Here is a 23198-nt window from a genome sequence, read left to right as displayed (position 1 = left end):
CCGGCGCAGCGGCCACTGGACCTTTGCGGGCCTTTGCCGATCTCATGATCCCGGCTGGGGAGCCATGAGAGATGCCGTCATGAAGCTGCTGCGCCTGCGCCTGATGTCGCTCGGAGCGCTCGCCGTGCTCGGCGCCCAGCCTGTCGCGGCCTATGCGCCCGCCTCGCCGCCGGAGCGGGCCGAGCGCGCGCAGGAGCGCGTCCGCATCTGCATGGGCGCGATCGAGGCCGGCGGCAGCGAGCGGCGCGCGGCCTGCGACGAGAGCCTGAACAGCGAGCTCAACCGCGCCGTCCGGGCCGATCTGCTCGCCAGCCGCGGCTGGCAGTCCGAGGCCGAGCATGCCCTGAAGGAGGCCCTGCGCGATTTCGACGCCGCGCTCAGGGCGGTCCCGAATCACCTGGCCGCGCTGCGCGGGCGGGCGCACACGCTGTCCGAGCTCGGCCGCCATGCCGAGGCCGCGGCGCTGATCGAGCGGGCGATGGTCATCGGGGGGCGCGCGACCCTGCTGGCCGACCGGGCCCTGCTGCGCGAGCGAGCCGGCGATATCGCCGGCGCCCGTGCGGATCTCGACGGCGCCATCGCGCTCGACCCGTCCAATGGCTGGGCGCGCGGGACACGGGCGCGCTTCCTGCAGGACGAGGGCGAGCACGAGGCGGCCCTGGCCGATCTCGACGCGGCGCTCGCGATCGAGCCCGGCGTCACCTCCTATCATTATCGCCGCGGCCTTTCATTGGCCGCGCTGGCCCGGCCGCGCGAGGCCATCGCCGCCTTCGACAGCGCCATACGGCTCGAGCCGCAGGTCGCGCAGGTCTGGTTCGAACGTGCGCGGGCCTTCGAGGCGCTCGGTCATGACGGGCCCGCCCTCGGCAGCTATGGGCGGGCGCTGCGGCTCGATTCCCGGCACGAGGCGTCGCTGTCCAGGCGCGCCTTTCTCCTGCAACGCACCGGCCGGGCGGAGGAGGCGGTCGCCGCCTATGGCCGGCTGCTGGCGGTCCGGCCGGACGCGGTCTTCGGCCTGAACAACCGCGCGGGACTGCTGGCCGGGCTCGGCCGGCGCACGGAGGCTCTGGGCGATTTCGACCGCGCCGTGGCGCTCGCTCCCGGCGACGGCAACGCCCTGCGCAACCGGGCGCAGCTCCTGCTCGCGCTCGGCCGTAACGATCTCGCCCTGCGCGACCTCGACCGGGCAGGTCCCGGCCGCGACGCGGCGCCCTGGCACGGCATGCGCGGCGATGCGCTGCTCGCGCTCGGCCGGCCGCTGCCGGCGCTGGAAGCCTATCAGGCCGCGCTCGTGCTGAGGCCGCATGACCGGGCGACGCTGTTCGGGCTCGGCCTGGCGCATGAGGTCCGCGGTGACCGGAGCGCGGCCGCCGCCGCCTATGGCGCGCTGCTCGCCGTCGATCCCGAGCACGAAGGGGCGCGCGAGCGTCGCGAGGCGCTGCTGCCGGCGCTCGGCCGTTCGATCGAGGTCTGGCCGGCGCGCCTCGCCGATCTGCTGCGGGAGGCGCGGCACTTCTACCAGCAGGAGCGCTCCGCCTTGCGCGCCGCCTATGACGCGCTGCGTCCACCGCCGGCTCCGGCCGCTCCGGTCCCGGCGAATCCGGCCGCGCTGCTCGATGCCGCCCTGGCGCTCGACGCCTTCGACGTGCCGCGGCTGATCCGCCGGGCGCAGTTCGGCATCGGCCAGCCGGCGCGTGAAGCGCAGGCCAGGGCTGATCTCGCCACCGCGCTCACGCTCGAGCCGGACAATCCGGCGGCCCTGGTGCAGCGCGCCCGGCTGAACCATCGCGACGGCGCCTTCGCCGCGGCGCAGGCCGACGCCGAAGCGGCCCTGCGCAGCGAGCCGCGCTCGGTCGAGGCCCTGTTCCAGCGGGCTCGGGCGCTCACGGCGCGCGGGCAATTGGGCGCTGCGTTGAAGGCCTATGACGATGTGGTCGCGGTCGCGCCCGCCAACGCCGCGGCCCTGCTCAACCGGGCCCTGCTGCTGCAGCGCGCGCGCGAATACGAGCGGGCGCTGGCCGATCTCGACGCCGTGGTCGCGGCCAACCGGGCCGATCCGGATGGCTGGGTGGCGCGGGCGGCGCTGCGCACCGCGCTCGGCCAGACCGATGCGGCGATCGCCGATTTCGACCGGGCCCTGTCGCTCGACGCGCGCCTCGGACAAGCCTGGTACGGCCGCGCGCTCGCCCATCAGCGCCGCGGCGACGCCGCGGAAGCGGCGGCCGATCTGGCGCGGGCGCGCGCGCTCGACGCCCATGCCGAGGAACGCTATCGCGCCTTCGCCGGGATGCCCTGAGGCGCGGCCTCAGACGGGCCAGCCGCGATCGGGCTTGATCGTCGCCAGCACGAAGGAGGAGCGCATGTCGGCGATGCCGGGCAGCGTCAGCAGGCGCTGCATGGCGAACTCGCCATAGGCCTCGATGTCGCCGGCGACGATGTGGACCAGCAGGTCGCATTCGCCGGTCATCGCCTGGCAGGAGATCACCTCGTCGAAGGATTGCAGCTTCTCGATCAGCTTGGTGCGCCAGTCCGGATCGGATTGCGAGAGCTTGACGAGAGCATAGGCCTCGACGCCATGGCCGAGGCTGCGGCGGTCGATCAGGGCGCGATAGCCGGTGATGACGCCTGCCTCTTCCAGCGCCCGCAGGCGGCGCAGGCAGGGGGAGGGCGCCATGCCGATCGCCTCGGCGAGCGCGGCATTGGTCTGCCGGCCATTGCGCTGGAGCGCCCGCAGGATGCGCCGGTCGGTCTCGTCGAGGCGGGACGGCTGCTTTACGGAATGGGGCATGATCGGACCTCATCCGGGGAGAGATGGTCCGATCATGGCTGCTCTCGGAGCGCTGGCAAGGAGAAAGGCAGGATATGACCGCCGGCCGGGCGCAGAGTGTGGCGCAGCATTGGGAGGTGCGCCATGACCAGCGATCCCTTCATCCGGTCGGGACTGAAGCCGCATGAGATTCCGGCCGACCATGTCGTCGATCAGCGTTTCGACGCCTATTCCGCCGCCGACCACCAGACCTGGTCGCGGCTCTATCGCCGCCAGTTCGAGCTGCTGAGCGGCAGGATCTGCGACGAATATTTCGCCGGGCTCGCCGCGCTCGGCATCACGGCCGACGGGATCCCCGATTTCCGCCAGATGAACCGCACATTGGAGGCCGCGACCGGCTGGACGGTGGTGGCCGTGCCCGGGCTGGTGCCGGATCGGGTGTTCTTCACCCATCTGGCGCAGCGGCGCTTTCCGGCCGGCTTCTGGATCCGGCGCCCGGAGGAGTTCGACTATATCGAGGAGCCGGACATCTTCCACGACGTCTTCGGCCATGTGCCGCTGCTGATGAACCGATCCTATGCCGATTTCGTCGCCGCCTATGGCGAGGCCGGGCTGCGCTATGCCGATCCGGCCGATCTCGCCCGGCTGGCGCGGCTCTACTGGTACAGCGTCGAGTTCGGCCTGATCGAAACCGGGGCGGGGCTGCGCATCTTCGGCGCCGGCATCTCCTCCTCGCCGGGCGAGACGGTTCATGCGTTGGAGAGCGACGAGCCGAACCGCATCGCCTTCGATCCCGTGCGGGTGATGCGGACGCTCTACAAGATCGACGATTTCCAGCAGACCTATTTCGTCATGTCCGGCTTCGACGCCATGCCCGATCTCTCGCCCGGGCCGCTGGAGGCGGCGATGGCGAGGGCGCGCGCCCTGCCCGAGCTCGCCGCCGACGCCGTGCTCGCCGAGGACAGGCCGATCGGGGGCGGCGAGCGCCGGAGGCGGCCGGCGGCCTGACCCGCCGGATCGAGGAAGCGCGCTGTTTGCGGTGGACGGCGCCTGCCTCTCGCTTGGCGCGAGCCCGATTCTTGCCACTATTCCCCTCCGGTGCGCGCAGGCGCGTTGGCTGGGAGCGGGACGATGGCTGGCTATTTTCCGAACTGGACGCTGAAGACCTCCGGCGAAGTCATGCCGGACGAGCGCCTGCCGACCGGGCAGACGATCATCGCCGGCCTGCAGCACGTCGTCGCCATGTTCGGCGCGACGGTGCTGGCGCCGATCCTGATGGGCTTCGATCCCAATGTCGCGATCTTCTTCTCCGGCATCGCGACGCTGCTCTTCTTCGTCATCACGGGCGGGCGGCTGCCAAGCTATCTCGGCTCCTCCTTCGCCTTCATCGGCGTAGTCATCGCCGCAACGGGCTATGCCGGCAGCGGCCCGAACGCGAACCTACCGGTCGCGCTCGGCGGCATCATCGCCTGCGGCGCGGTCTATGCCGCGATCGGCCTCGTCGTGCAGGGCGTCGGCACGCGCTGGATCGAGAGGCTGCTGCCGCCGGTCGTCACCGGGGCCGTCGTCGCCGCGATCGGCCTCAACCTGACCGCTGTCGCGATGAACATGATCTCGGCCAGCGCCTACACCAAGTGGATCGCGCTGTTCACGGTGGTCGCGGTGGCGCTGATCGCGGTCTATGGCAGCGGCCTGGTGCAGCGCCTGCCGGTGCTGATCGGCGGGCTCGCGGCCTATATCCTCTATGCCGCGACGGCGACGAGCTTCGGCGCGCCGCCGGTCGATTTCGGCAAGGTCGCGGCGGCAGCCTGGTTCGGCCTGCCCAATTTCGTCGCGCCGGTGTTCGACGCCAGGGCGATCGCGCTGATCGCACCGGTCGCGATCATCCTGGTTGCCGAGAATCTCGGGCACATCAAGGGCATCTCGGTGATGACCGGGCGCAATCTCGACGCCCTGATCGGGCGCGGCTTCTTCGCCGACGGCCTCGGCACGATGATCGCCGGCTCCGGCGGCGGCACCGGCGTCACGACCTACGCCGAGAACATGGGCGTGATGGCGGTGACGCGGGTCTATTCGACCCTGGTCTTCGTCGCTGCCGGCGTGATCGCCATCCTGCTCGGCTTCTCGCCCAAGTTCGGCGCGGTGATCGGCACCATCCCCGTCGCGGTGCTGGGAGGCCTCGCCGTCGTCGTATTCGGCCTGATCGCCGCGACGGCCGGCCGGATCTGGGTCGAGAACCAGGTCGACTTCGCCGCGCCGAAGAATCTTCTGACGGTGGCGACCGCGCTGATTCTCGGCGCCGGCGACCTCAAGCTGCCGATCTTCGGCTATGAGCTCGGCGGCATCGGCACGGCGACCTTCGCCGCGATCGCGCTCTATCACCTGCTCGACCGCCGCAGCGCGGCCTGAAACCGCGCGCGAGAGAGAGCCCGCCGCGCGCCTCGTGGCGGGCCTCTCCCTGTCCCTGCACGGAGCGGGCGGGGAGCGTCTCCAACAAGTTTGCATATTTCTGTCGCAAACGGGTGGACAGGGGCGGGGGTGTTTGCTACATCGCCGCGCGTCGGGACGCGGTCCACGCCTCGCCGGCAACGTCTTCGTGGCGTATGGGTGATTAGCTCAGTTGGTAGAGCAGCTGACTCTTAATCAGCGGGTCGTAGGTTCGAGCCCTACATCACCCACCACGGACGCAACTGCCTGAACGGCGGATTTTCCTCTCCTCACAGAGTTCTGAGCCGGGCTGCTTCGAAGGCCGGCGGAGTCTTGTGCAGGCCGGCCTGCAGAATCGTGCCGGCGACGACAGGCCGCCCCCGGTTCTCCCATCCTTGCCGGCCGAGCCCGGCAGTTCCCATCTAGTACACGACCGTCGCGACGATGGTGTCCGCATAGGCCCCGGGGGAGGGCGTCGGCTGCGCCGGGACGCGGCCGTGGATGGTGACGGTCTGGGCCAGTCCCGTGCCGGTCCCGGCGAGCGTATCGACTCCGAGCGTGCTGCCGAAGGGCAGCGCCCGGGCGGCGTCGCGGTAGAGCCCGTAGGTGACGAATTCGGCACCTTTCGACATGCGCCGCTGGGTCGGGTCCGTCGCGCCGGCGAGGCCGCCGTCGAGGCCGATCTGGTAGGCGGTCCCGCTGGTGCAGGTCGGGGTCAGGGCGGCCGCGGCGTCGCGCGCGCTGGCGAGGATGGCGACGGAGCCGAAGTCGAGATTGCTGGTCGTCACCCGGCAGGTCGGCGGCACGGTGGCGCTGACGCTGAAGGTCGTCGTCTGCGCATTGGTCAGGAGGTTGCAGCCGAGCAGGAACGACACAAGCCCGAAGCGGATGCGGGCGTCGACGCCGGTGAAGGTGCTCGTATAGGTCAACGGCGCGGCGGTGGGCTGGCCGCCATGGACGCGGCCGGTGATGATTTCCGAATGGCTGCCGCTTCCGCCGGCCGAGAGCACGATGTTGAAGCCGACGGGATTGGCACCGCCGCCGGCCCAGGCGCCCGAGCCCCAGGGCGTCATGCCGCTGCCATAGAGCCCGTAGCGCAATTGCTGCGCGCCGTTGACCATGAAGCGGTTCGTCGCATCGGTCGCGCCGCCGGAGCCAGGGCCGAGATCGATGCAGATTCCGACGAGTTGCAGCGGCAGGCCGGTGCAGCTGACGGTCGCCGTCGCCGTGGTGTCGACCTGGGCATTGGCGGTGACGTCGACCGGCCCGAAGACCATGGGGGTGACGCTCAGCGAGCAGGATTGCGCCGCGGCAGGGGCTGTCGCTGCGAGCAGGCCGGCCAGGATGAGCAGGGCGCAGGCCACGATGTGGTGAAGCGGCGATCTCATCGGCATGGCACCGGTCCGATCGTGACCTGCACCCCTTCCCTGGGAGCGAAGGGAAAGCGGGCGCTGCATTCGCCGTCGGCGAGGCGGACGCGGATCTCGTTGTCGGCGCCGAGCCCTTCGACGAAGGCGCGCCCGTCATAGCCCACGACGAGATCGGGAGCCGGGCTCGCGACCCCACGCAGCCCGGGCTGGAGCGCGCCGCGCGAGCCGGCCGGCAGCGGTTTGCCGTCGCGCCCGTGGAGCACGACGATCGCGGCGTCGACGGCTGAGCGCACCGCGAAGTCGACGATGATGCCGGCCCTGTCGGGCGGCGCCGCGACCTCCTGGGTCGTCTCCGCCACGGCGGTGACCGGCAGGCCGCGCGCGTCGATCGCGATCCGGTTGGACTGATAGGAGCGCAGATTGGGGATCAGGGCCGTGCCGCCGGCGCCGGTGCGGGCCACGACGCGGTTCTCGTGGAGGACGTCGACGCCGGGGACGCCGACCTTGGCGATGGCGAAGGCGTCGTCGATGCGGTTGGCGAGGAGGAGGCTGCCGCCGGCTGCGACCAGGGCGCCGTCGAGCTGCGCCGAGCCGGCGACGCGCCCGGCGCTCTGCTCGACTGCGCCCTCGACCTGTCCGTAATCGCCGCGATAGGCGAGGGAAGCCGTGCGACGACGCTGGCCGCCGGCGCCTTCGACGTCACGCAGGCGCCAGCCGATGCTGCCCGGCTCCTGCTGGATCGGCTTTGCGATGTCGGCGGCCAGCGCCCAGGCGCCGCCGGAGCGGGTGAAGCCGGCGGAGGAGGTGATGTTGCCGCCGAACGGGAAGGACAATCCGGCGAAGACGCCGGCCGAACCGCCCGACACCAGATCCGCGAAGACGGTGACGTAGAACGAGCCGCCGCGCGGCAGCGGCCGCGAATAGCTGGCATTGACGATGCGGCTGGTGCGGCCGCCGACCTCCCTGAGCTGGGCGAAGCCGAGATTGAGCCCGCCGCCGAGCAGCGGCGCCGGCAGGCCGACGGAGACGCGATCGACGGCGCGCGGCGGCAGCTGCAGCCAGGACCAGCCGCGCGCATCGGTCGCGGCGCCGGTGTCGGCCAAAGTCAAGGCGAGCGTGCCGAGTGCGGCAGGCGAGGCCGTCGCGGAGGCGAGGTCGTGATAGTCGCCGAAGCTGCGCTGGCTCGAGGCGAAGACAGAGACGTCGCCCAGGCGGGTCTCGAAAGCGAAATAGGCCAGGCCGCCGGCCGCGCCGCCGCGCCAGCTCCCCGCGCCGGCGGCGCTGACGAGCCCGAGCGGCCCGAGCCCGATGACGGCGCCGGCGCCGGCATTGCCGAATGCGCGCGCCGCCTCGCCATGCGCCATCAGGGTGAGGCGATCGCTCAGCCCGTAGCGCACGCTCCCCGAGCCCGCGGGCTGTTCGGCATAGAGGCTGGAGCGCAACCCGTATTGCAGGCGCGGCATGCCGATCTCGGCGGAGAAATCGCTGAGGCCGGGCCGCAGCAGCTTGCCCGAGACGGCGAAGGGCAGCGTGGTCTCGCTCTGCTGGCCGGAGGCATCGCGCAGGACGACGCTGGCATTGCCGTTACCCGACAGGATGGGCAGGTTGTTGATGCGGAACGGCCCGGCATCGACAGGCTGCGACACCGTGCGGATGCCGTTGACGAAGACGTCGACCGTCGAGGGCACGGCGGCGCTGCCGTCGATGCTCGGCAGGGGCAGGGTGACGAGATCGGGCCGCAGCCCGAAATTGCGCTGGATCTGCAGGCCCCCCAGGCGAACCGGGCGGGTCCAGGCCAAGCCCCCGGAAATGGTATCGCCGGCCCGGTAGGTCAGCAGCGCCGCAGGGTCGGAATAGCTCCAGGTGGTGTCGAGCCGCAGGATGTCGGCCTTGTCCGCAGCGAGCGAGCGGTTGGCGACGATTCCGCTCTGCGACAGCACGCCGAACGGGCTGAAGACGCGCCCGTCCAGATTGGCGGAGAGGCTGGGATAGCGCCAGACCTCATGGAATTGCGCCCCGCTGGAATTGGCGAGGAGCGTGTAGTTGAGCACGGCGCCGGTCGTCGCCAGGCCCGTCGCGGGCGTCGTGTCCGGCTGCGGCGTCGCATCGTAGATCTTGCGCATCCGAAGGGCGTCGGGAGCCTGCAGATCGATGCGCTGCCGGGCTTCGTCGTAGCGATGGCTCAGCCCGGGGATGGCGCCGAGCGGAACCTCGTCCTCGGGCCGGAAGTGCTCGGGAACCCTGATGCCGAGCTCTTCCAGTTCCTTGCGGCGCGCCGACAGCGCGCCCGTCTCGCTCTGACGGAACGCTCCGATGAGGCCGATCGCCTGGCCGCCCAGGGAAACGTCGAGCTGAAGATCGCGGGCGCGGCCTTCGGTTGCCGCAGCGTTGCAGAGCGCCAGCAGGGAGTCGGCGTTGATCAGCAAGACCAGCTGCCAGCAGCTAAGGCGTCGCTTGGACACGTGCGGCCGCATTGAAGGGACCGGTTTCGCCTGAGCCGCTGATCGAAACCCTGCTGCCAGGGCGCGGCAGCGGCCCCGTGGCTGGAAGCGGCCAGCTCATCGTGCCCTGTCCGAGCGCGTAGCCGACCAGGCCCTTGCTGGCCCCCACGACCCGGCCCGACGCATCGCGGATGCTGACGGCGGAGAGCCGCAGGCGGGCGTCGCCATGATTGCGGGCATTGAGCACCAGGCGCCGACCCTGCGTGCTGACGCCCCAGGTCAGGTTCGCGGGCGAGGTGCCGCGACTTGCGAAGAAGACCGGGACGACATGGCGCAGCACGAGCGAGACCGTGCCGCTGCGCTGCTGCGGCCGAGGCAACTCGTCGATGACGAGGCGGTACGCCTCCTCGCCGGCAACGGTTCGGCGCACGGTCCGGACCACGCGCACCGTGTAGTCCTGGCGGGCGCGCAGCTCGACGAAGGGCGGGCTGGCGACGACGTCGCCGGTCGGCTCGAGCCGTTCCTCGCCGCCGGCCTGGACCCAGCGATAGACCCTGATCTGCGCCGTGATCGGCTGGGTGTCCGTGTTGCGGAGCGTGATCGTCGTGGCGGAGCCCGCGGCAGGGACATCGAGCAGCACCGGTGCGACCTGCAGCGAAGCGGCCGATGCCGTCGTCGTGGTGAGGCCGCAGGCGACGGCCAGGGCGAGGCGGGCTCTCATGGCATCTTCCTCCGGTGACGGGCGCGGTTCGTCGTCGGCCACGGCTTCGTGGCCCGTCCGCGCGGATTTTCTCGAAGATCTCCGTACGAAGCCGGCTCGGCCAGCCGTGGTCAGTAGGTGACTGTTATGGTGATCGTGTCGGTGTAGAGGGCGGGGCTGGGGGTGGCCTGTGCCGGCACCCGGCCATAGACGGTATAGGCCTGAGCCGCGCCCGAGCCGGTTCCGGCGACGGTGTCGACCCCGATGGTTTCGCCCCAGTTCAAAGTCCGCGCGGGGTCCCGGGACAGGGCATAGTTCACCAGACCGCCGGCGCCGCTCATCTGCCGCGTCGTGACGCCGCCGCCGTTGAGGCCGGCATTGAGCCCGATCGTATAGGGCGTCGTGGCGGTGCACTGCACCGTGACGGTGCTGGTGGAATCGATGCTGGCGCTGAGGACGCCGACATTCCCGAAATTGAGATCGGTGGCGCTTGTGATGGTGCAGGCCGCCTGGATATTGATCAGGACCTGGAAGGTGCTCGTCGCGGTCGCGGCGCTCGCCTCGCCCGCCAGCATGCCGATGAACAGCACGATCCAGGCCGAGCGCATGCCTTCCTCCGTTTATTGCTGCCGGTGATGGTCAGTCGTAGGTCGTTCTCTCAATTCAGCCCGTTCTCCAGGTTCAAGGCTAAGTCGACGTGGTTAACCGATGGTTAATGACGCAGATGGAGGTGGCGGCCAACTTGGAGCCGGGCAAGCCTTCGGCGGCCGGTCTCTTGCGTGTCGCCCGCGCCGGCCGCCGGCCGGCGCGATGACTGCTCGAAACGCTGTGAACAGGCGCGAGGTCTCGATCCGCCCGGCGAGCCGATGCCGCCGCCGTCGGCCCGTGCGGCGAAAGGCCCTGGCCGGTTGCCCTGGAAGGCGTCTGCTTCAGGCGGCGAGGCCGCCCTGCGATCCGCGGTCGCCGCGCAGCATGTTGCGCAACTGGTAGGCAAGCGCGACCGGTGCCGGGAAGCGTTTGCGGCAGAAGGCGATCTTGCGGACATAGGAGTCGATCCGCCAAGTCGCCCAGGTCTTGCCGGCGAAATAGGCGATGTCGCCCTGGCGCAGCACTCGCTGCGAGCCGTCCTGCGCGGTGACGTGGACCTCGCCTTCGAGGATGACGACGGTCTCGTCCCAATCGAAGAACCAGCGGAACTCCCCGGCGGTGCAATCCCAGATCGCGGTGGAGGCGGCGTCGTCGCCGGCGCGCGAATGCAGGCCGACCCGTGCGACGGGCTCTCCGGCGATAATCCAGGACGGCTCGATGGGCGAGGGCTCCATCGGCAGGTCGTCCGGGGCATGCGCCACCAGCGGCGCCTGCTCGGCCACCGTCGCCACCGGGATCTGCCGCAGCATCAGCGCGGCCGCCCCGGCCAGCATCATCTTCAAGGCCATCTCTTCCTCCCCGTCATCGCGCGGATCGTAGAGGAGGGGCGTAAAGACGGGCCTTCGGGAATCCCTCGCATTTGTCGGCATCCGGACACGGCTCCGGTAACCTTCCCGAGCCGCGCTCTCGCGGATGCCGCCTTCAGGTATGGCCGACGGCGATGACGGCGTCGGCGAAGGCGGCCGGGGCCTCCTGCGGAAGATTGTGGCCGACGCCGCCGTCGATCGTCCTGTGCCGGTACCAGCCGGAGAATTTTCCGGCATAGCTCGCAGGAGCGGGGTGCGGCGCGCCATTGGCGTCGCCCTCCAGCGTGATGGTCGGCACGCGGATGTTCGGGAACGCGGCGAGTTGCTTCTCGAATGCGTCGAACCGAGCTTCGCCCTGCGCCAGGCCGAGGCGCCATCGGTAGTTGTGGATCGAGATCGCCACGTGGTCGGGGTTGTCGAAGGATGCTGCGGAACGCGCGAAGGTCTCGTCGTCGAAACCCCATTTCGGCGAGGCGGTCTGCCAGATCAGGCGGGCGAAATCCCGGGTGTTCCTAGCATAGCCGGCTGCGCCGCGCTCGGTGGCGAAATAGTATTGATACCACCATTGCAGCTCGGCCTTCGGCGGCAGCGGAGCCTTGTTGAGCTCCTGGCTGCCGATGAGATAGCCGCTGACCGAGACCAGGCCATTGACCCGCTCCGGCCAGAGCGCCGCGACGATGCAGGCGGTGCGCGCGCCCCAGTCGCAGCCGCCGAGCAACGCCCTGTCGATCCGCAACGAGTCCATCAGCGCGATGACGTCGACGGCCAGCGCAGCCTGCTGGCCGTTGCGCGGTGTGTCCGGCGAGAGGAAGCGGGTTCCGCCATTGCCGCGCAGGAAGGGCACGATGACCCGATGACCCTTGGCCGCCAGAAGCGGGGCGACATCGACATAGGTGTGGATGTCGTAGGGCCAGCCATGGAGCAGGATGACGACCGGGCCGTCGGCAGGGCCCAGCTCGGCATAGGAGACACTGAGCACGCCGGCGTCAATCCGCTTGAGCGGGCCGAAGGAGGACAGCGCGGGCGATGCAGCCGATGCCGGCCGGCCGAGGCCGAGCCCGGCTGCGGCGATCGCTGTCGTCATGGCGCCGACAAAGAGGCGGCGGCTGGGATCGATAGTTTCGCGGCCGCCGGTGGCGTGGGTGCGGCCGCTGTCGAGAATCTTGTTGAGCCAAGACATGACGAGCTTCCCTCTGCAAGTTAAGTCGCATCCGATTTAATCGGATGCGTGTTGTATGACCGCACCCAAGCGGATGTCAACTGTTCCGATTTAATCGGATGCGATATATATCGGTGTGACGATAGCGCTCTCACGACGAGGCATGGCATGGCTGCTGAAACCCAAGATTCGGAGGTCCCCAGGCTGGCGGATTTCCTCTGCTTCGCGATCTATTCGGCCAACCTCGCTTATGGCCGTGCCTACAAGCCGATCCTCGACGAACTCGGGCTGACCTATACCCAGTACATCGCGATCATCGCGCTCTCGGAGGAGGACAATCAGAGCGTCGGCAGCCTGGGCGAGAAGCTGTTCCTGGAGTCGAACACGTTGACCCCGATCCTGAAGAAGCTGGAATCGCTCGGCTATATCCGCCGTCAGCGCGATCCGGCCGATGAGCGCCAGGTGCGCGTCAGCCTCACGCCGGAGGGCCGCAGGCTGCGCGAGAAGGCGCTGCCGATGAACCTGGTGGCGGCCGCCGGGCTCGGTGCGGATTTTCCGGTGGTGCAGAAGGCGGTGGTCAGGCTGCGCAGCAATCTGCTCAAGGCGGCGCGCGGGCAGGGGACGAGGGCCGTCGAAGTGGCCGAGGCCGAGTAGGTCTGCCATTGCCGTCACGGTCGGGCTTGTCCCGACCATCCACGTCTTCTCGTCCTTCGTCGAATGCGGTGTTCAAGACGTGGATGCTCGCCACAAGGGCGAGCATGACGGAGTCGAGATAGGTTGCTGCTACCTGAGGCTCAGGCCACGGCCTTCGCCTCGTTGCCAGCTTCAGCGCCTTCGAGATCGGCCATCGCCGCCGCGACGCCGCCGCTGTGATGGGGCACGCCGGCCGCGGCGAGGCCCATCTCGACGCCGGAGAGGGCACCGAGCAGGCTGAGTTCGTTGCATTCGCCGAGATGGCCGATGCGGAAGACCTTGCCGGCGACCTTGCCGAGGCCGGAGCCGAGCGAGATGTTGAACTTCTCCAAGGCGATCCTGCGGAGGCGGTCGGCGTCATGGCTCGGCGGCATCAGCACGGCGGTGAGCACCGGCGATTGCTCGGCCGGATTCTCGCAGAGCACGTCCAGCCCCCAGGCCCGGACCGCGGCGCGGCAGGCGCGCGCGAGGCGCTGGTGGCGGGTAAAGACCTGGTCCAGCCCTTCCTCCTGCAGCATGGCGAGCGCCTCCTTCAGCCCGTAGAGGAGGTTGGTCGCCGGCGTGTAGGGGAAGAAGCCGCCGGCATTGATCTTGATCATCTCCTGCCAGTCCCAATAGGAGCGCGGCAGCGTATTGGCCTTCGAGGCCGCCAGGGCCTTCTCCGAGACGGCGTTGAAGCCGAGGCCGGGCGGCAGCATCAGCCCCTTCTGCGAGCCGGAGACCGTGACGTCGACCTGCCATTCGTCATGGCGGTAGTCGACCGAGGCGAGCGAGGAGATGGTGTCGACCATGAACAGGGCCGGATGGCCGGCGGCGTCGATCGCCTTGCGGATCTCGGCGACGCGGCTGGTCGCGCCGGTCGAGGTCTCGTTGTGGACGACCATCACCGCCTTGATCCTGCGGGCCTTGTCCTCGGCGAGCCTGGCCTCGATCGCTGCCGGATCGGCACCGCGGCGCCAGTCGCCGGGGATGAAGACGACCTCGATGCCGAAGCGCGTGGCGATGTTCTTCCAGAGCGTGGCGAAATGGCCGGTCTCGGCCATCAGCACGGCGTCGCCGGGGGAGAGCGTGTTGACGATCGCCGCTTCCCAGGCGCCGGTGCCGGAGGAAGGGTAGATCAGCACCGGCTGCGTCGTCTTGAACACGGCCTTGCTGCCGTCCAGCACGGTCCTGCCGAGGGCGGCGAACTCGGCGCTGCGATGGTCGATGATCGGCATGGCGATGGCGCGCAGGATCCGGTCCGGAATCGGGCTCGGGCCGGGAATGTGCAGGAAGTGACGCCCTTGCATGATGGTCTTGTCCTCCCCTGAGGGTCTCAGCGCCTCGAGCCGGATCCGATCGGTGAATCCGTCTCTCAATTCCCTGTGCAGAGACCGTGTTTCGGTCAGCTTGCCTTGGAAGCCGACCGAAGCGGGCGCCAGCATCAGTCTCTGTCATTTTGCATTCATTTTTTGGAAGATCAATCTCGCTCTGGTATGCTGATCGTCGATGATTGCGCTCGACAGCGGGCGCGGGCGAACCTAGCGATGGGGCATGAGCGAGCCAATTCTCGATATGGTCGACGAGTCGAGCCCGGCGCCGGCCGTGGCGGCGAAGCCGGCCGCCTCGCTGCATGAGGGGCTGCTGGTCGCGCTCCGCGACTTCATCGTCGAAGGCAATCTCGCCGACGGAGCGCGCGTCCCGGAGCGGGCGCTGTGCGAGCGCTTCAACATTTCCCGCACGCCGTTACGCGAGGCGCTCAAGGTGCTGGCGGCGGAGGGGCTGATCGAGCTCCTGCCCAATCGCGGCGCGCGGGTGCGCGAGCTCAGCCCGGAAGATGTCCGCGAGCTCTTCGACGTGATGGGCGGGCTCGAGGCGCTGGCGGGGCGCCTGGCCTGCGAGCGGATTTCCGAGGCCGAATTCGCTGAAATCGAGCGGATGCATCACGACATGTACCGCTTCTACCTGCGCCGTGACATGCATGGCTATTTCCACTGCAACCAGGCGATCCATCTGGCGATCGTCGCGGCAGCCGGAAACGCGACGCTGGCGGCGACCTATGCCAGCCTGGCCGGGCGGATCCGGCGCGTGCGCTACTCGGCCAATCTCGCCAAGGATCGCGACCGCTGGGGCGAGGCGATGCGCGAGCACGAGGCGATCCTCGATGCGCTGCGTCGGCGCGCGGGCTCGGAGCTCTCCGACATCCTGTTCCTGCATCTGCGCAACAAGCGGAAGGCGGCGCAGGCTTCGGCAGGGTGAGGCTGTCGTCATTGTGCGGCGTCATGCTCGGGCTTGTCCCGAGCATCTCGGCAGCCAGTGTCGTCTTGTTCCGAGATCCGCGGGCCTGCGCTGCGCTTCGCCCGAGAATGACGGCATTCGCCGTCGACAATTCGCGCTCCTGAAATTTCGGATTGAATGCAAAACTTTTTGGGCTAAGGTCCCTCACCAGCGCCGTCAGAGCGCATCGTCAGGAGGGAGCGATCATGAAGCAGCATTGGCTGGCCGCGACCGCGATTCTGGCCGCCGGCATCGGGCAGGCGGCCGCCTGGGAGCCGAACAAGCCGATCGAGATCGTGGTGCCGTTCTCGGCGGGCGGGGCCTCCGACCAGATGGCGCGCACGATCCAGGGCATCATCCAGAAGCACCAGTTCACCAGGCAGCCGATCATCGTCGTCAACAAGCCGGCCGCCGGCGGCGCCGAAGGCATGCTCGACATCCAGAAGTCGGCCGGCGACGCGCACAAGCTGATCACCACCTCGAGCGGCATCTTCATGACGCCGATGGCGACCAAGCTGGCGCTGAACTGGACCGACTACACCCCGGTCGCGATGCTGGCGCAGGATTCCTTCCTGCTCTGGGTCAACGCCAAGTCGCCCTACAAGACTGCCGGCGACCTGATGACGGCGGCGAAGAGCGCCAATCCGCCGATGAAGATCGGCGGCACCTCGTCCAAGCGCGAGGACAATCTGCTCGTCTTCGCCATGGAGAAGCAGGGCGGCGTGAAGTTCGCCTATATTCCCTATACCTCCGGCGGCCAGGCTTCGACGCAGCTGTCGGGCGGGCATGTCGAGGCGACCACCAACAACCCGGCCGAGGACCTCGCCAACTGGCGCGGCGGCGCCACGCGACCGCTCTGCGTCTTCTCCGAGCAGACGATGGTCTACAGCGAGAAGGTCGCGGACGGGCAGTCCTGGGCCGACATCCCGACCTGTGCCTCGCAGGGGCTGAACGTCAGCTACCAGATGCTGCGCGGCATGTTCATGCCCGGGAAGGTCAGCAAGGAGCAGCAGGCCTTCTATGTCGACCTGTTCAAGAAGGTCTCGCAGACGCCGGAATGGAAGGAGTATCTCGCCCGCAACGCGCTGGCGCCGGACTATCGCGACGGCGAGGCCTTCGTCGCCTTCCTGAAGGCCGACGAGGCGAAGCACGAGAAGCTGATGACCGAGGCCGGCTTCATGGCGAAGTGATGCTGGAGCCGCAACGGCGCCTTCGTCGTCATGGTCGGGCTTGTCCCGACCATCCACGTCTTGGCGTCACTGGTCGAAAGCGGCGTTCAAGACGTGGATGCTCGCCACAAGGGCGAGCATGACGATCTGGAATGGCCGGGTGTTCATGGTTCCGGACCTGTCCCGGACGGCGAGCGGGAGTGATTGATGTCATTACCTTCCGAAACCGAAGCACCTGAACCTGGCATCGCACGCCGTCCCGTCGAAATCGCCACGGCGCTGCTGCTGATCGGGCTCGCTGGGCTCGTCCTCTACGACTCGCACGGGCGCGGCGCCGGCTGGGACGGCGGACCGCAGAACGGCTTCTTCCCGGCCCGCGTCGGCTGGATCTTCCTCGCAGCCGCGCTCTTCATCCTCTGGCAGTCCTTCCGCCGGCCGGACGGGGTCTTCGTCAGTTACGCGCAGTTGCGCCAGGTGGTCAGGGTGCTGGGGCCGCTCGTCCTGTTCGTGGCGCTGATCCAGCCGCTCGGCCTCTACGCCGCCGCGGCGGCCTTCATCCTCGCCTTCATGGCGGTGGTCGGCACCTCGCGCTGGTGGTCGATCCTGCTGACCGCGCTGCTCGTGCCGGTCGTCTGCTTCTGGATCTTCGAGCTGCAATTCCGCGTGCCGCTGCCGAAGGGCCCGCTGGAAGCGGCGCTCGGCTACTGAAGGGCAACCGATGGACGATTTCGCCTCGCTCGTCGCCGGCTTTCAGGTCGCGCTCTCCTGGCACAATGTCGGCTTCATGGCGGTCGGGGTCATCCTCGGCATCATCGTCGGGGTGCTGCCGGGCCTAGGGGGACCGAACGGCGTCGCGATCCTCCTGCCGCTGACCTTCGGCATGGATCCGACCTCGGCGATCATCCTGCTGTCGTCGATCTACTGGGGCGCGCTGTTCGGCGGCGCGATCACCTCGATCCTGTTCAACATCCCCGGCGAAGCCTGGTCGGTCGCGACCACCTTCGACGGCTACCCGATGGCGGTGCAGGGCAAGGCGGCGGAAGCGCTGACCGCGGCCTTCACCGCCTCCTTCATCGGCGCGCTCTCGGGCGTGGTGCTGATCACCTTCGTCGCGCCGCTGGTCGCGCAGTTCGCGCTGCGCTTCGGCCCGGCCGAGTTCTTCGCGGTCTTCCTTTTGACCTTCTGCTCGTTCATCGGCATGGGCCGGGAGAACCGCGCCAAGATCATCGCCTCGCTCTGCATCGGCTTCCTGCTCGCGGCGGTGGGCCTCGATTCGATCTCGGGCGACCTGCGCATGACCTTCGGCTCGACCGAATTGATGCGCGGCTTCGACTTCCTGATCGTGGTGATCGGCCTGTTCGGCGTCAGCGAGATCCTGCTGACGGTCGAGGAAGGGCTGGTGTTCAAGGGCAAGCAGGCCAGGATCGACCTGATGGTGGTGCTGCGGACCTGGGCCGGTCTGCCGCGCTACTGGGCGACGTTGCTGCGCTCGGCGATCGTCGGCATGTGGATGGGCGTGACGCCGGGCGGTGCCATCGCCGCCTCCTTCATGGGCTATGGCCTCGCCAAGCGCTTCTCCCGGCGCGGCAGGAACTTCGGCAAGGGCGAGATCGAGGGCGTGCTGGCGCCGGAGACCGCGGCCCACGCCGCCGGCACCAGCGCGCTGCTGCCGATGCTGGCGCTCGGCATTCCCGGCTCCGCGACCGCGGCGGTGCTGCTCGGCGGCCTCCTTGTCTGGGGCCTGCAGCCCGGGCCGATGCTGTTCGTCGAGCAGAAGGACTTCGTCTGGGGGCTGATCGCCTCGATGTATCTCGGCAACCTCGCCGGCCTCGTCATCGTGCTCGCGACCGTCCCGCTCTTCGCCGCGATCATGCGGATCCCGTTCTCCTTCGTCGCGCCGGTGATCCTGATCGTCTGCGCGATCGGCGCCTACACGATCTCGAACTCGATCTTCGACATCTGGCTGATGCTGATCTTCGGCGTCGTCGGCTATGTCTTCAAGAAGCTCGACTATCCGCTCGCGCCGCTGATCCTGGCGCTGGTGCTCGGCGATCGGGCCGAGGACGCCTTCCGCCAGGCGCTGCTCGGCTCCGGCGGCTCGCTCGGCATCTTCTGGGCGAACGGGCTGGTGACGACGCTTGTCGTCCTTGCTCTCCTGCTGCTCTGCTGGGGGCCGGCGGGCGATGCGCTCGCCGCCCTGCGCGGTCGCGGGCGTATGGCGGCGCGGGCCGCAGAATAATGCCGTTGGTCGACCGCCGCACTCTGACTCCGGGCAAGCCGCTCCGCTTGGCTGCGGCCGCAACGACGGCGCATGTTTGGATTATCTCGTGAACCCATGAACCAGACGACGCTCACCAGGCAGGGTTCGCGCAATCTCGGCTTCGAACGCAAACTGTCGCAGGCGCTGGAAGGGGAGGTGCGTTTCGACGCCTTCACCCGCGGGCGCTACGCCACCGACGCCTCGATCTACCAGATCATGCCGCAGGGCGTCGCCTTCCCGAGGAGTGACGCCGACATCGCCGCGGCGCTGACGATCGCGGCCGAGCACGGCGCGCCGGTGATCGCGCGCGGCGGCGGAACCTCGCAGAACGGCCAGCCGATCGGCGATGCGCTGATCCTCGACATGAGCAGGCATTTCAACGCGATCCGCGACTACGACCCGGCGGCGCGCACGGTCTCGGTCGCGCCGGGCATCGTGCTGGAAGCGCTCAACACGCATCTCAGGAAGGACGGGCTGTTTTTCCCGGTCGAGCCCTCGACGGCGAGCCGCTGCACCATCGGCGGCATGGTCGGCAACAACTCCTCCGGCGCGCGCTCGCTGCGCTACGGCAAGATGGTCGACAACGTCGTCGGCCTGGAAGCGATGTTCCATGACGGCGAGGCCTTCGCGCTCGGCGAGGGGCCGCTCGGCGACAATGCCTCGCCGCGGGCGCGGGCGCTGATGGAGAACATGCTGGCGCTGGCCGAGCGGCATCGCGGCGAAATCGAGGCGATCTTCCCGAAGGTGCAGCGACGGGTCGGCGGCTACAACCTCGACGAATTGATCGCCCCGGCGCCGAACCTGTCGCATCTTCTGGTCGGCTCGGAGGGCACGCTGGCGCTGACCACGCAGGCGACGCTCAAGCTCTCGTCCCTGCCGCAACACCGCGTCATGGGCGTCTGCCATTTCCCGAGCTTCCGGTCGGCCATGGAGACGACGCAGCATCTCGTCGCGCTCGGGCCGGCCGCAGTCGAGCTCGTCGACAACAATGTGCTGGTGCTCGGCGCCGATATTCCGCTCTTCGTGCGCACGCTCGCCGACATCACCAGAGGCAAGCCGAACTGCCTGCTGCTGGTCGAGTTCGCCGGCGACGACCTTTCGGCTCTGAAGGGCGATCTCAGGCGGCTCGACCAGTGCATGGCCGATCACGGTTTTGCCGATGCGGTGGTCGAGGTGGTGGAGCCCGCCCGGCAGAAGCCGGTCTGGGAGGTGCGCGAGGCCTGCCTCAACATCATGATGTCGATGAAGGGCGACGGGAAGCCGGTCTCCTTCATCGAGGACTGCGCCGTCCCGCTCGAGCATCTCGCCGAGTATACCGACGCCGTCACGGCGCTGTTCGAGCGCCACGGCACGCGCGGCACCTGGTATGCGCACGCCTCGGTCGGCTGCCTGCATGTCCGCCCGATCCTCAACATGAAGACGGAAGCCGGGGTGAAGGCGATGCGGAGCATCGCCGAGGAGGCCAGCGAGCTGGTGCGCCGCTTCAAGGGCTCGTTCTCGGGCGAGCATGGCGACGGTATCTCGCGCTCCGATTTCGTCGAGCCGATGTTCGGCGCGCCGCTGACCCGCGCCTTCGAGGCGGTCAAGGACGGGTTCGATCCCGGGAACCAGCTCAACCCCGGCAAGATCGTCCGGCCCTACCATATGGACGACCGCAGCCTGATGCGCTTTGCGCCCGGCTACGGCACGCCGGTGCCGGCGGCGCCGGCGCTCGACTGGTCCGACTGGGGCGGCTTCGGCGGCGCGGTCGAGATGTGCAACAACAACGGCACCTGCCGGAAGATGGCGGGCGGCACGATGTGCCCGTCCTACAGGGCGACGCGGGACGAGCAGCACCTCACCCGCGGCCGGGCCAATACGCTGCGCCTCGCCATCTCCGGTCAGCTCGGCGAAGACGCCTTCACCGCGCCGGAGATGAAGGAGACGCTCGATCTCTGCGTCTCCTGCAAGGGCTGCAGGCGCGACTGCCCGACCGGCGTCGACATGGCGCGGATGAAGATCGAGTTCCTGCATCATTACCATGCACGGCACGGCCTGCCGCTGAAGGAGCGCCTGATCGCCTTCCTGCCGCGCTATGCGCCGCTCGCCGCCAGGCTCGCCCCGCTTATGAACCTGCGCGACCGCGTCCCGCTGCTGGCGACGCTCAGCGAACGCTGGCTCGGCTTCTCGGCGCGGCGCTCACTGCCGGTCTGGCGCGAGCCCTGGCGCGAGACGGCGCCGTCGCGCCCCTCCGACGTATTGGGCGACGGCCGCGACGTCGTGCTCTTCGGCGACACCTTCAACCGCTATTTCGAGCGCGAGAATCTGGAGGCGGCCGAGCGCGTGCTGCTTGCCGGCGGCTACAGGCTGCATCGGGCCGCTGCCGCGGGCGGAGGCCGCCCGCTCTGCTGCGGCCGCACCTTCCTCTCGGCGGGGCTGGTCGACGAGGCGCGGACCGAGGCCCGGCGCACGCTCGATGCGCTTGCGCCCTTCGTCGCCAGGGGGGCGCGTGTCGTCGGGCTCGAGCCCTCCTGCCTGATGAGCTTCCGCGACGAATTCGCTGCGCTGCTGCCGAAGGCCGAGGTCGAGCCGCTGGCCAAGGCGGCTCTGCTGGTCGAGGAGCTGCTCGCGGCCGACATGGCGGTCGGCAGGACCAGCCTGCCATTGCGCGACCAGGGCGGGCGCATCGCGCATCTGCACGGGCATTGCCACCAGAAGGCGTTCGACGCGATGGGCGCGGTCGAGACGACGCTGCGGGCTGTGCCGGGGCTCGAGGTCAGGCCGATCGAATCGAGCTGCTGCGGCATGTCGGGCGCCTTCGGCTATGGCGCCGCGACCATCGAGGTCTCGCTGGCGATGGGGGAGCTCGCGCTGCTGCCGGCGGTGCGCAGGGCCGGGGCCGGCGACTTCGTCGTCGCCGACGGCACGAGCTGCCGCCACCAGATCCATGACGGCGCCGGGCGCGAGGCGGTGCATGTGGTCAGGGTTCTGGACGAGGCGCTGAGAGGCTGAGGGCCCGGCCGGCAGCACGCAATCGGTGGATGGAGAGGACGAGTTCAGGGGGCGTTAACTCTGCCCCGCTACCCCTCGATGCACTGCCGAATTAGTGCCGGGCCTGCGTCAATCCATGCGTCGAATCCATCGCAATCTGCAGACGAACAGCGTCTCTCCCGCTGCCCGGATTTCGGATCAACTCACTGATTTCGCTGATGTCTCCGGGCAGCAATCCGGAGGTCCGGCAGGGGGCCCGGCATCGGCGTTCGTGCGCTTCGGGCGGACCCCCGACAAGCTGCGCCGCCAGCAGGTCGAGCGCGCCGCCGCCGAGGTCGCGAGCCCGGCGCCCGAGCCGGTTCAGGAAGCGCCCGCCGATCCCGGCCGCGTCCGCTACTGGCGGACTCCGCGGCATATGCTGGCGCAGGTCTGGGGAGCCGGCTCGATCGAGGCGCCGGAGCCGGAGGCGGCGCCGCGGGGTGAAACAGCCGGGGAGGTGGACATCCCGACCGCTCCGGCCGCCGATTCGCCGCTGCCGGAGGAGCGCCTGGTGGAGGCCGCGACGACGCCCTTCGCCTTTCTCTCCGATGCCGCCTTCTGGGAGTTCATTCCCGCTGCGGAGCAGGAGGACGATGCCGCCTTCGAGCCTGCGCCGTCCTCCCTCGCATCGCGGGTGCCCCTGCAGGGAAACGGGCCGATGACGCCGCCGGCAGTGGCCGAGCCGGTGCGCCCGGCGCCTGCTCCGGCTCCCGTCGCGCCGGCGGCAATGACGTTCGGCTGGACCCAGCCCTATCGTTTCGAGCTGAGCCTGACGCCGCAGACCCTGCCGGCCGCCCCGGCAGCTCCCGTTGCGGCCGCACCGACATCTCCTCCCAAAGCTCCGGCTCCGCGCCGCAGGATCATGGGGCAGCTCGCGCCCGCGGCTCCCGCTGCCGCACCGGCGCCGAGGCCGGCCGAGGCCGAGGACGCGCCCGCCGCCGTGCAGCCCAAGGTCTCGGTCGTGCCTGCGGCGCCAAAGCTGCGCGCCGTCGCTCCGCAGGCGCGGCCCGCCGCGGCGGAGGGGTTCGAACTGCCACCGATCGCATTCCTGGCCGAGCCGCCGCAGATCGCCAGTGCGATCCCGATCGAGGTCATCCAGCAGAATTCCGGCCTGCTCGAGGGCGTGCTGGAGGATTTCAATGTCCGCGGCGAGGTGGTCCAAGCCTGTCCCGGCCCGGTGGTGACGCTGTACGAGCTGGAGCCTGCGCCCGGGACGAAGTCATCGCGTGTGATTTCGCTGGCGGACGACATAGCGCGCTCGATGAGCGCGGTGTCGGCGCGTGTCGCGGTGGTGCAGGGCAAGAACGCGATCGGCATCGAATTGCCGAACGCCAAGCGCGAGACGGTGTATCTGCGCGAGCTGCTGGCCAGCCATGATTTCGAGGCGACCAAGCACAGGCTGGCGCTGTGCCTGGGCAAGACGATCGGCGGCGAGCCGGTGATCGCGGATCTGGCGCGGATGCCGCATCTGCTGGTGGCGGGCACGACCGGCT

Annotated in this window: 18 protein-coding genes and 1 tRNA gene; 11 read left to right on the top strand and 8 right to left on the bottom strand. The window is 69.3% G+C overall.

Annotation, left to right across the window (positions count from 1 at the left end):
* The first annotated feature begins 79 nt into the window (after positions 1-79).
* The gene (locus tag CS1GBM4_RS13800) at positions 80-2296 is read left to right on the top strand and encodes a tetratricopeptide repeat protein (RefSeq protein ID WP_186419308.1); all 2217 of its coding nucleotides are present in this window, start codon (positions 80-82) and stop codon (positions 2294-2296) included.
* 9 nt (positions 2297-2305) lie between these two features.
* Here the strand turns inward: CS1GBM4_RS13800 and CS1GBM4_RS13795 are convergent, their stop codons facing one another.
* Positions 2306-2788, bottom strand: a complete 483-nt coding sequence (locus CS1GBM4_RS13795) for an Lrp/AsnC family transcriptional regulator (protein WP_186419307.1) — start codon at positions 2786-2788, stop codon at positions 2306-2308.
* A 123-nt stretch (positions 2789-2911) separates the two neighbouring features.
* Between CS1GBM4_RS13795 and phhA the strand changes: the two genes are divergently transcribed.
* The 3 genes from phhA to CS1GBM4_RS13780 all read left to right on the top strand — a co-directional run bounded on the left by phhA (position 2912) and on the right by CS1GBM4_RS13780 (position 5448).
* Positions 2912-3775 (top strand): phenylalanine 4-monooxygenase, encoded by an 864-nt coding sequence (gene phhA / locus CS1GBM4_RS13790; RefSeq protein ID WP_186419306.1) that lies wholly within the window; start codon positions 2912-2914, stop codon positions 3773-3775.
* A 123-nt stretch (positions 3776-3898) separates the two neighbouring features.
* Positions 3899-5176, top strand: a complete 1278-nt coding sequence (locus CS1GBM4_RS13785) for a solute carrier family 23 protein (protein ID WP_186419305.1) — start codon at positions 3899-3901, stop codon at positions 5174-5176.
* 196 nt (positions 5177-5372) lie between these two features.
* Positions 5373-5448: transfer RNA gene (locus tag CS1GBM4_RS13780), tRNA-Lys, on the top strand.
* 168 nt (positions 5449-5616) lie between these two features.
* On the opposite strand, the gene CS1GBM4_RS13775 is transcribed toward CS1GBM4_RS13780, so the two are convergent.
* The 6 genes from CS1GBM4_RS13775 to CS1GBM4_RS13750 form a co-directional block, all read right to left on the bottom strand.
* Positions 5617-6588: a spore coat protein U domain-containing protein gene (locus CS1GBM4_RS13775; protein WP_186419304.1), complete on the bottom strand. Its 972-nt coding sequence runs from the start codon at positions 6586-6588 to the stop codon at positions 5617-5619.
* Positions 6579-8990 (bottom strand): fimbria/pilus outer membrane usher protein, encoded by a 2412-nt coding sequence (locus CS1GBM4_RS13770; RefSeq protein WP_186419303.1) that lies wholly within the window; start codon positions 8988-8990, stop codon positions 6579-6581. Before CS1GBM4_RS13770 ends, CS1GBM4_RS13775 begins: the two co-directional genes overlap by 10 nt.
* A 16-nt stretch (positions 8991-9006) precedes the next feature.
* Positions 9007-9726 carry a fimbria/pilus periplasmic chaperone gene (locus tag CS1GBM4_RS13765; protein ID WP_186419302.1) on the bottom strand — a complete coding sequence of 240 codons (720 nt, stop codon included), beginning with the start codon at positions 9724-9726 and terminating at the stop codon, positions 9007-9009.
* Between the two features lie 110 nt (positions 9727-9836).
* Positions 9837-10313: a spore coat U domain-containing protein gene (locus tag CS1GBM4_RS13760; protein ID WP_186419301.1), complete on the bottom strand. Its 477-nt coding sequence runs from the start codon at positions 10311-10313 to the stop codon at positions 9837-9839.
* Positions 10314-10634: 321 nt separating this feature from the next.
* The gene (locus CS1GBM4_RS13755; RefSeq protein WP_186419300.1) at positions 10635-11141 is read right to left on the bottom strand and encodes a cupin domain-containing protein; all 507 of its coding nucleotides are present in this window, start codon (positions 11139-11141) and stop codon (positions 10635-10637) included.
* A gap of 133 nt (positions 11142-11274) precedes the next feature.
* The gene (locus CS1GBM4_RS13750) at positions 11275-12243 is read right to left on the bottom strand and encodes an alpha/beta hydrolase (protein ID WP_210201588.1); all 969 of its coding nucleotides are present in this window, start codon (positions 12241-12243) and stop codon (positions 11275-11277) included.
* Positions 12244-12486: 243 nt separating this feature from the next.
* Here CS1GBM4_RS13750 and CS1GBM4_RS13745 point away from each other — a divergent pair, with 243 nt between their 5' ends.
* Positions 12487-12972 carry a MarR family transcriptional regulator gene (locus CS1GBM4_RS13745; protein WP_186419298.1) on the top strand — a complete coding sequence of 162 codons (486 nt, stop codon included), beginning with the start codon at positions 12487-12489 and terminating at the stop codon, positions 12970-12972.
* Between the two features lie 140 nt (positions 12973-13112).
* Here CS1GBM4_RS13745 and CS1GBM4_RS13740 read toward each other — a convergent pair whose 3' ends face one another.
* Positions 13113-14300 (bottom strand): aminotransferase class V-fold PLP-dependent enzyme, encoded by a 1188-nt coding sequence (locus CS1GBM4_RS13740; protein WP_186419297.1) that lies wholly within the window; start codon positions 14298-14300, stop codon positions 13113-13115.
* 265 nt (positions 14301-14565) lie between these two features.
* On the opposite strand from CS1GBM4_RS13740, the gene CS1GBM4_RS13735 reads away from it, so the two are divergent.
* From CS1GBM4_RS13735 to CS1GBM4_RS13710, 6 genes are all read left to right on the top strand, one after another.
* A complete protein-coding gene (locus tag CS1GBM4_RS13735) occupies positions 14566-15249 on the top strand; it encodes a GntR family transcriptional regulator (protein WP_244607253.1) in 684 nt (227 codons plus the stop codon).
* Positions 15250-15473: 224 nt separating this feature from the next.
* Entirely contained in the window at positions 15474-16457 is a 984-nt protein-coding gene (locus CS1GBM4_RS13730; protein WP_186419295.1) for a tripartite tricarboxylate transporter substrate binding protein, read from the top strand.
* A gap of 186 nt (positions 16458-16643) precedes the next feature.
* A complete protein-coding gene (locus CS1GBM4_RS13725) occupies positions 16644-17144 on the top strand; it encodes a tripartite tricarboxylate transporter TctB family protein (RefSeq protein ID WP_186419294.1) in 501 nt (166 codons plus the stop codon).
* A 10-nt stretch (positions 17145-17154) separates the two neighbouring features.
* A complete protein-coding gene (locus tag CS1GBM4_RS13720) occupies positions 17155-18675 on the top strand; it encodes a tripartite tricarboxylate transporter permease (RefSeq protein ID WP_186419293.1) in 1521 nt (506 codons plus the stop codon).
* A gap of 96 nt (positions 18676-18771) precedes the next feature.
* Entirely contained in the window at positions 18772-21687 is a 2916-nt protein-coding gene (locus CS1GBM4_RS13715; RefSeq protein WP_244607226.1) for an FAD-binding and (Fe-S)-binding domain-containing protein, read from the top strand.
* A gap of 250 nt (positions 21688-21937) precedes the next feature.
* On the top strand, positions 21938-23198 hold a 1261-nt coding region (locus CS1GBM4_RS13710; RefSeq protein ID WP_280177717.1), incomplete at its 3' end, for a DNA translocase FtsK.

Source organism: Allobosea sp. CS1GBMeth4, from assembly GCF_900185715.1.
Classification (GTDB): Bacteria; Pseudomonadota; Alphaproteobacteria; order Rhizobiales; family Beijerinckiaceae; genus Allobosea.
Note: the sequence above shows the minus strand (reverse complement) of the source record. Positions and strands in the feature narration are given on the sequence as shown.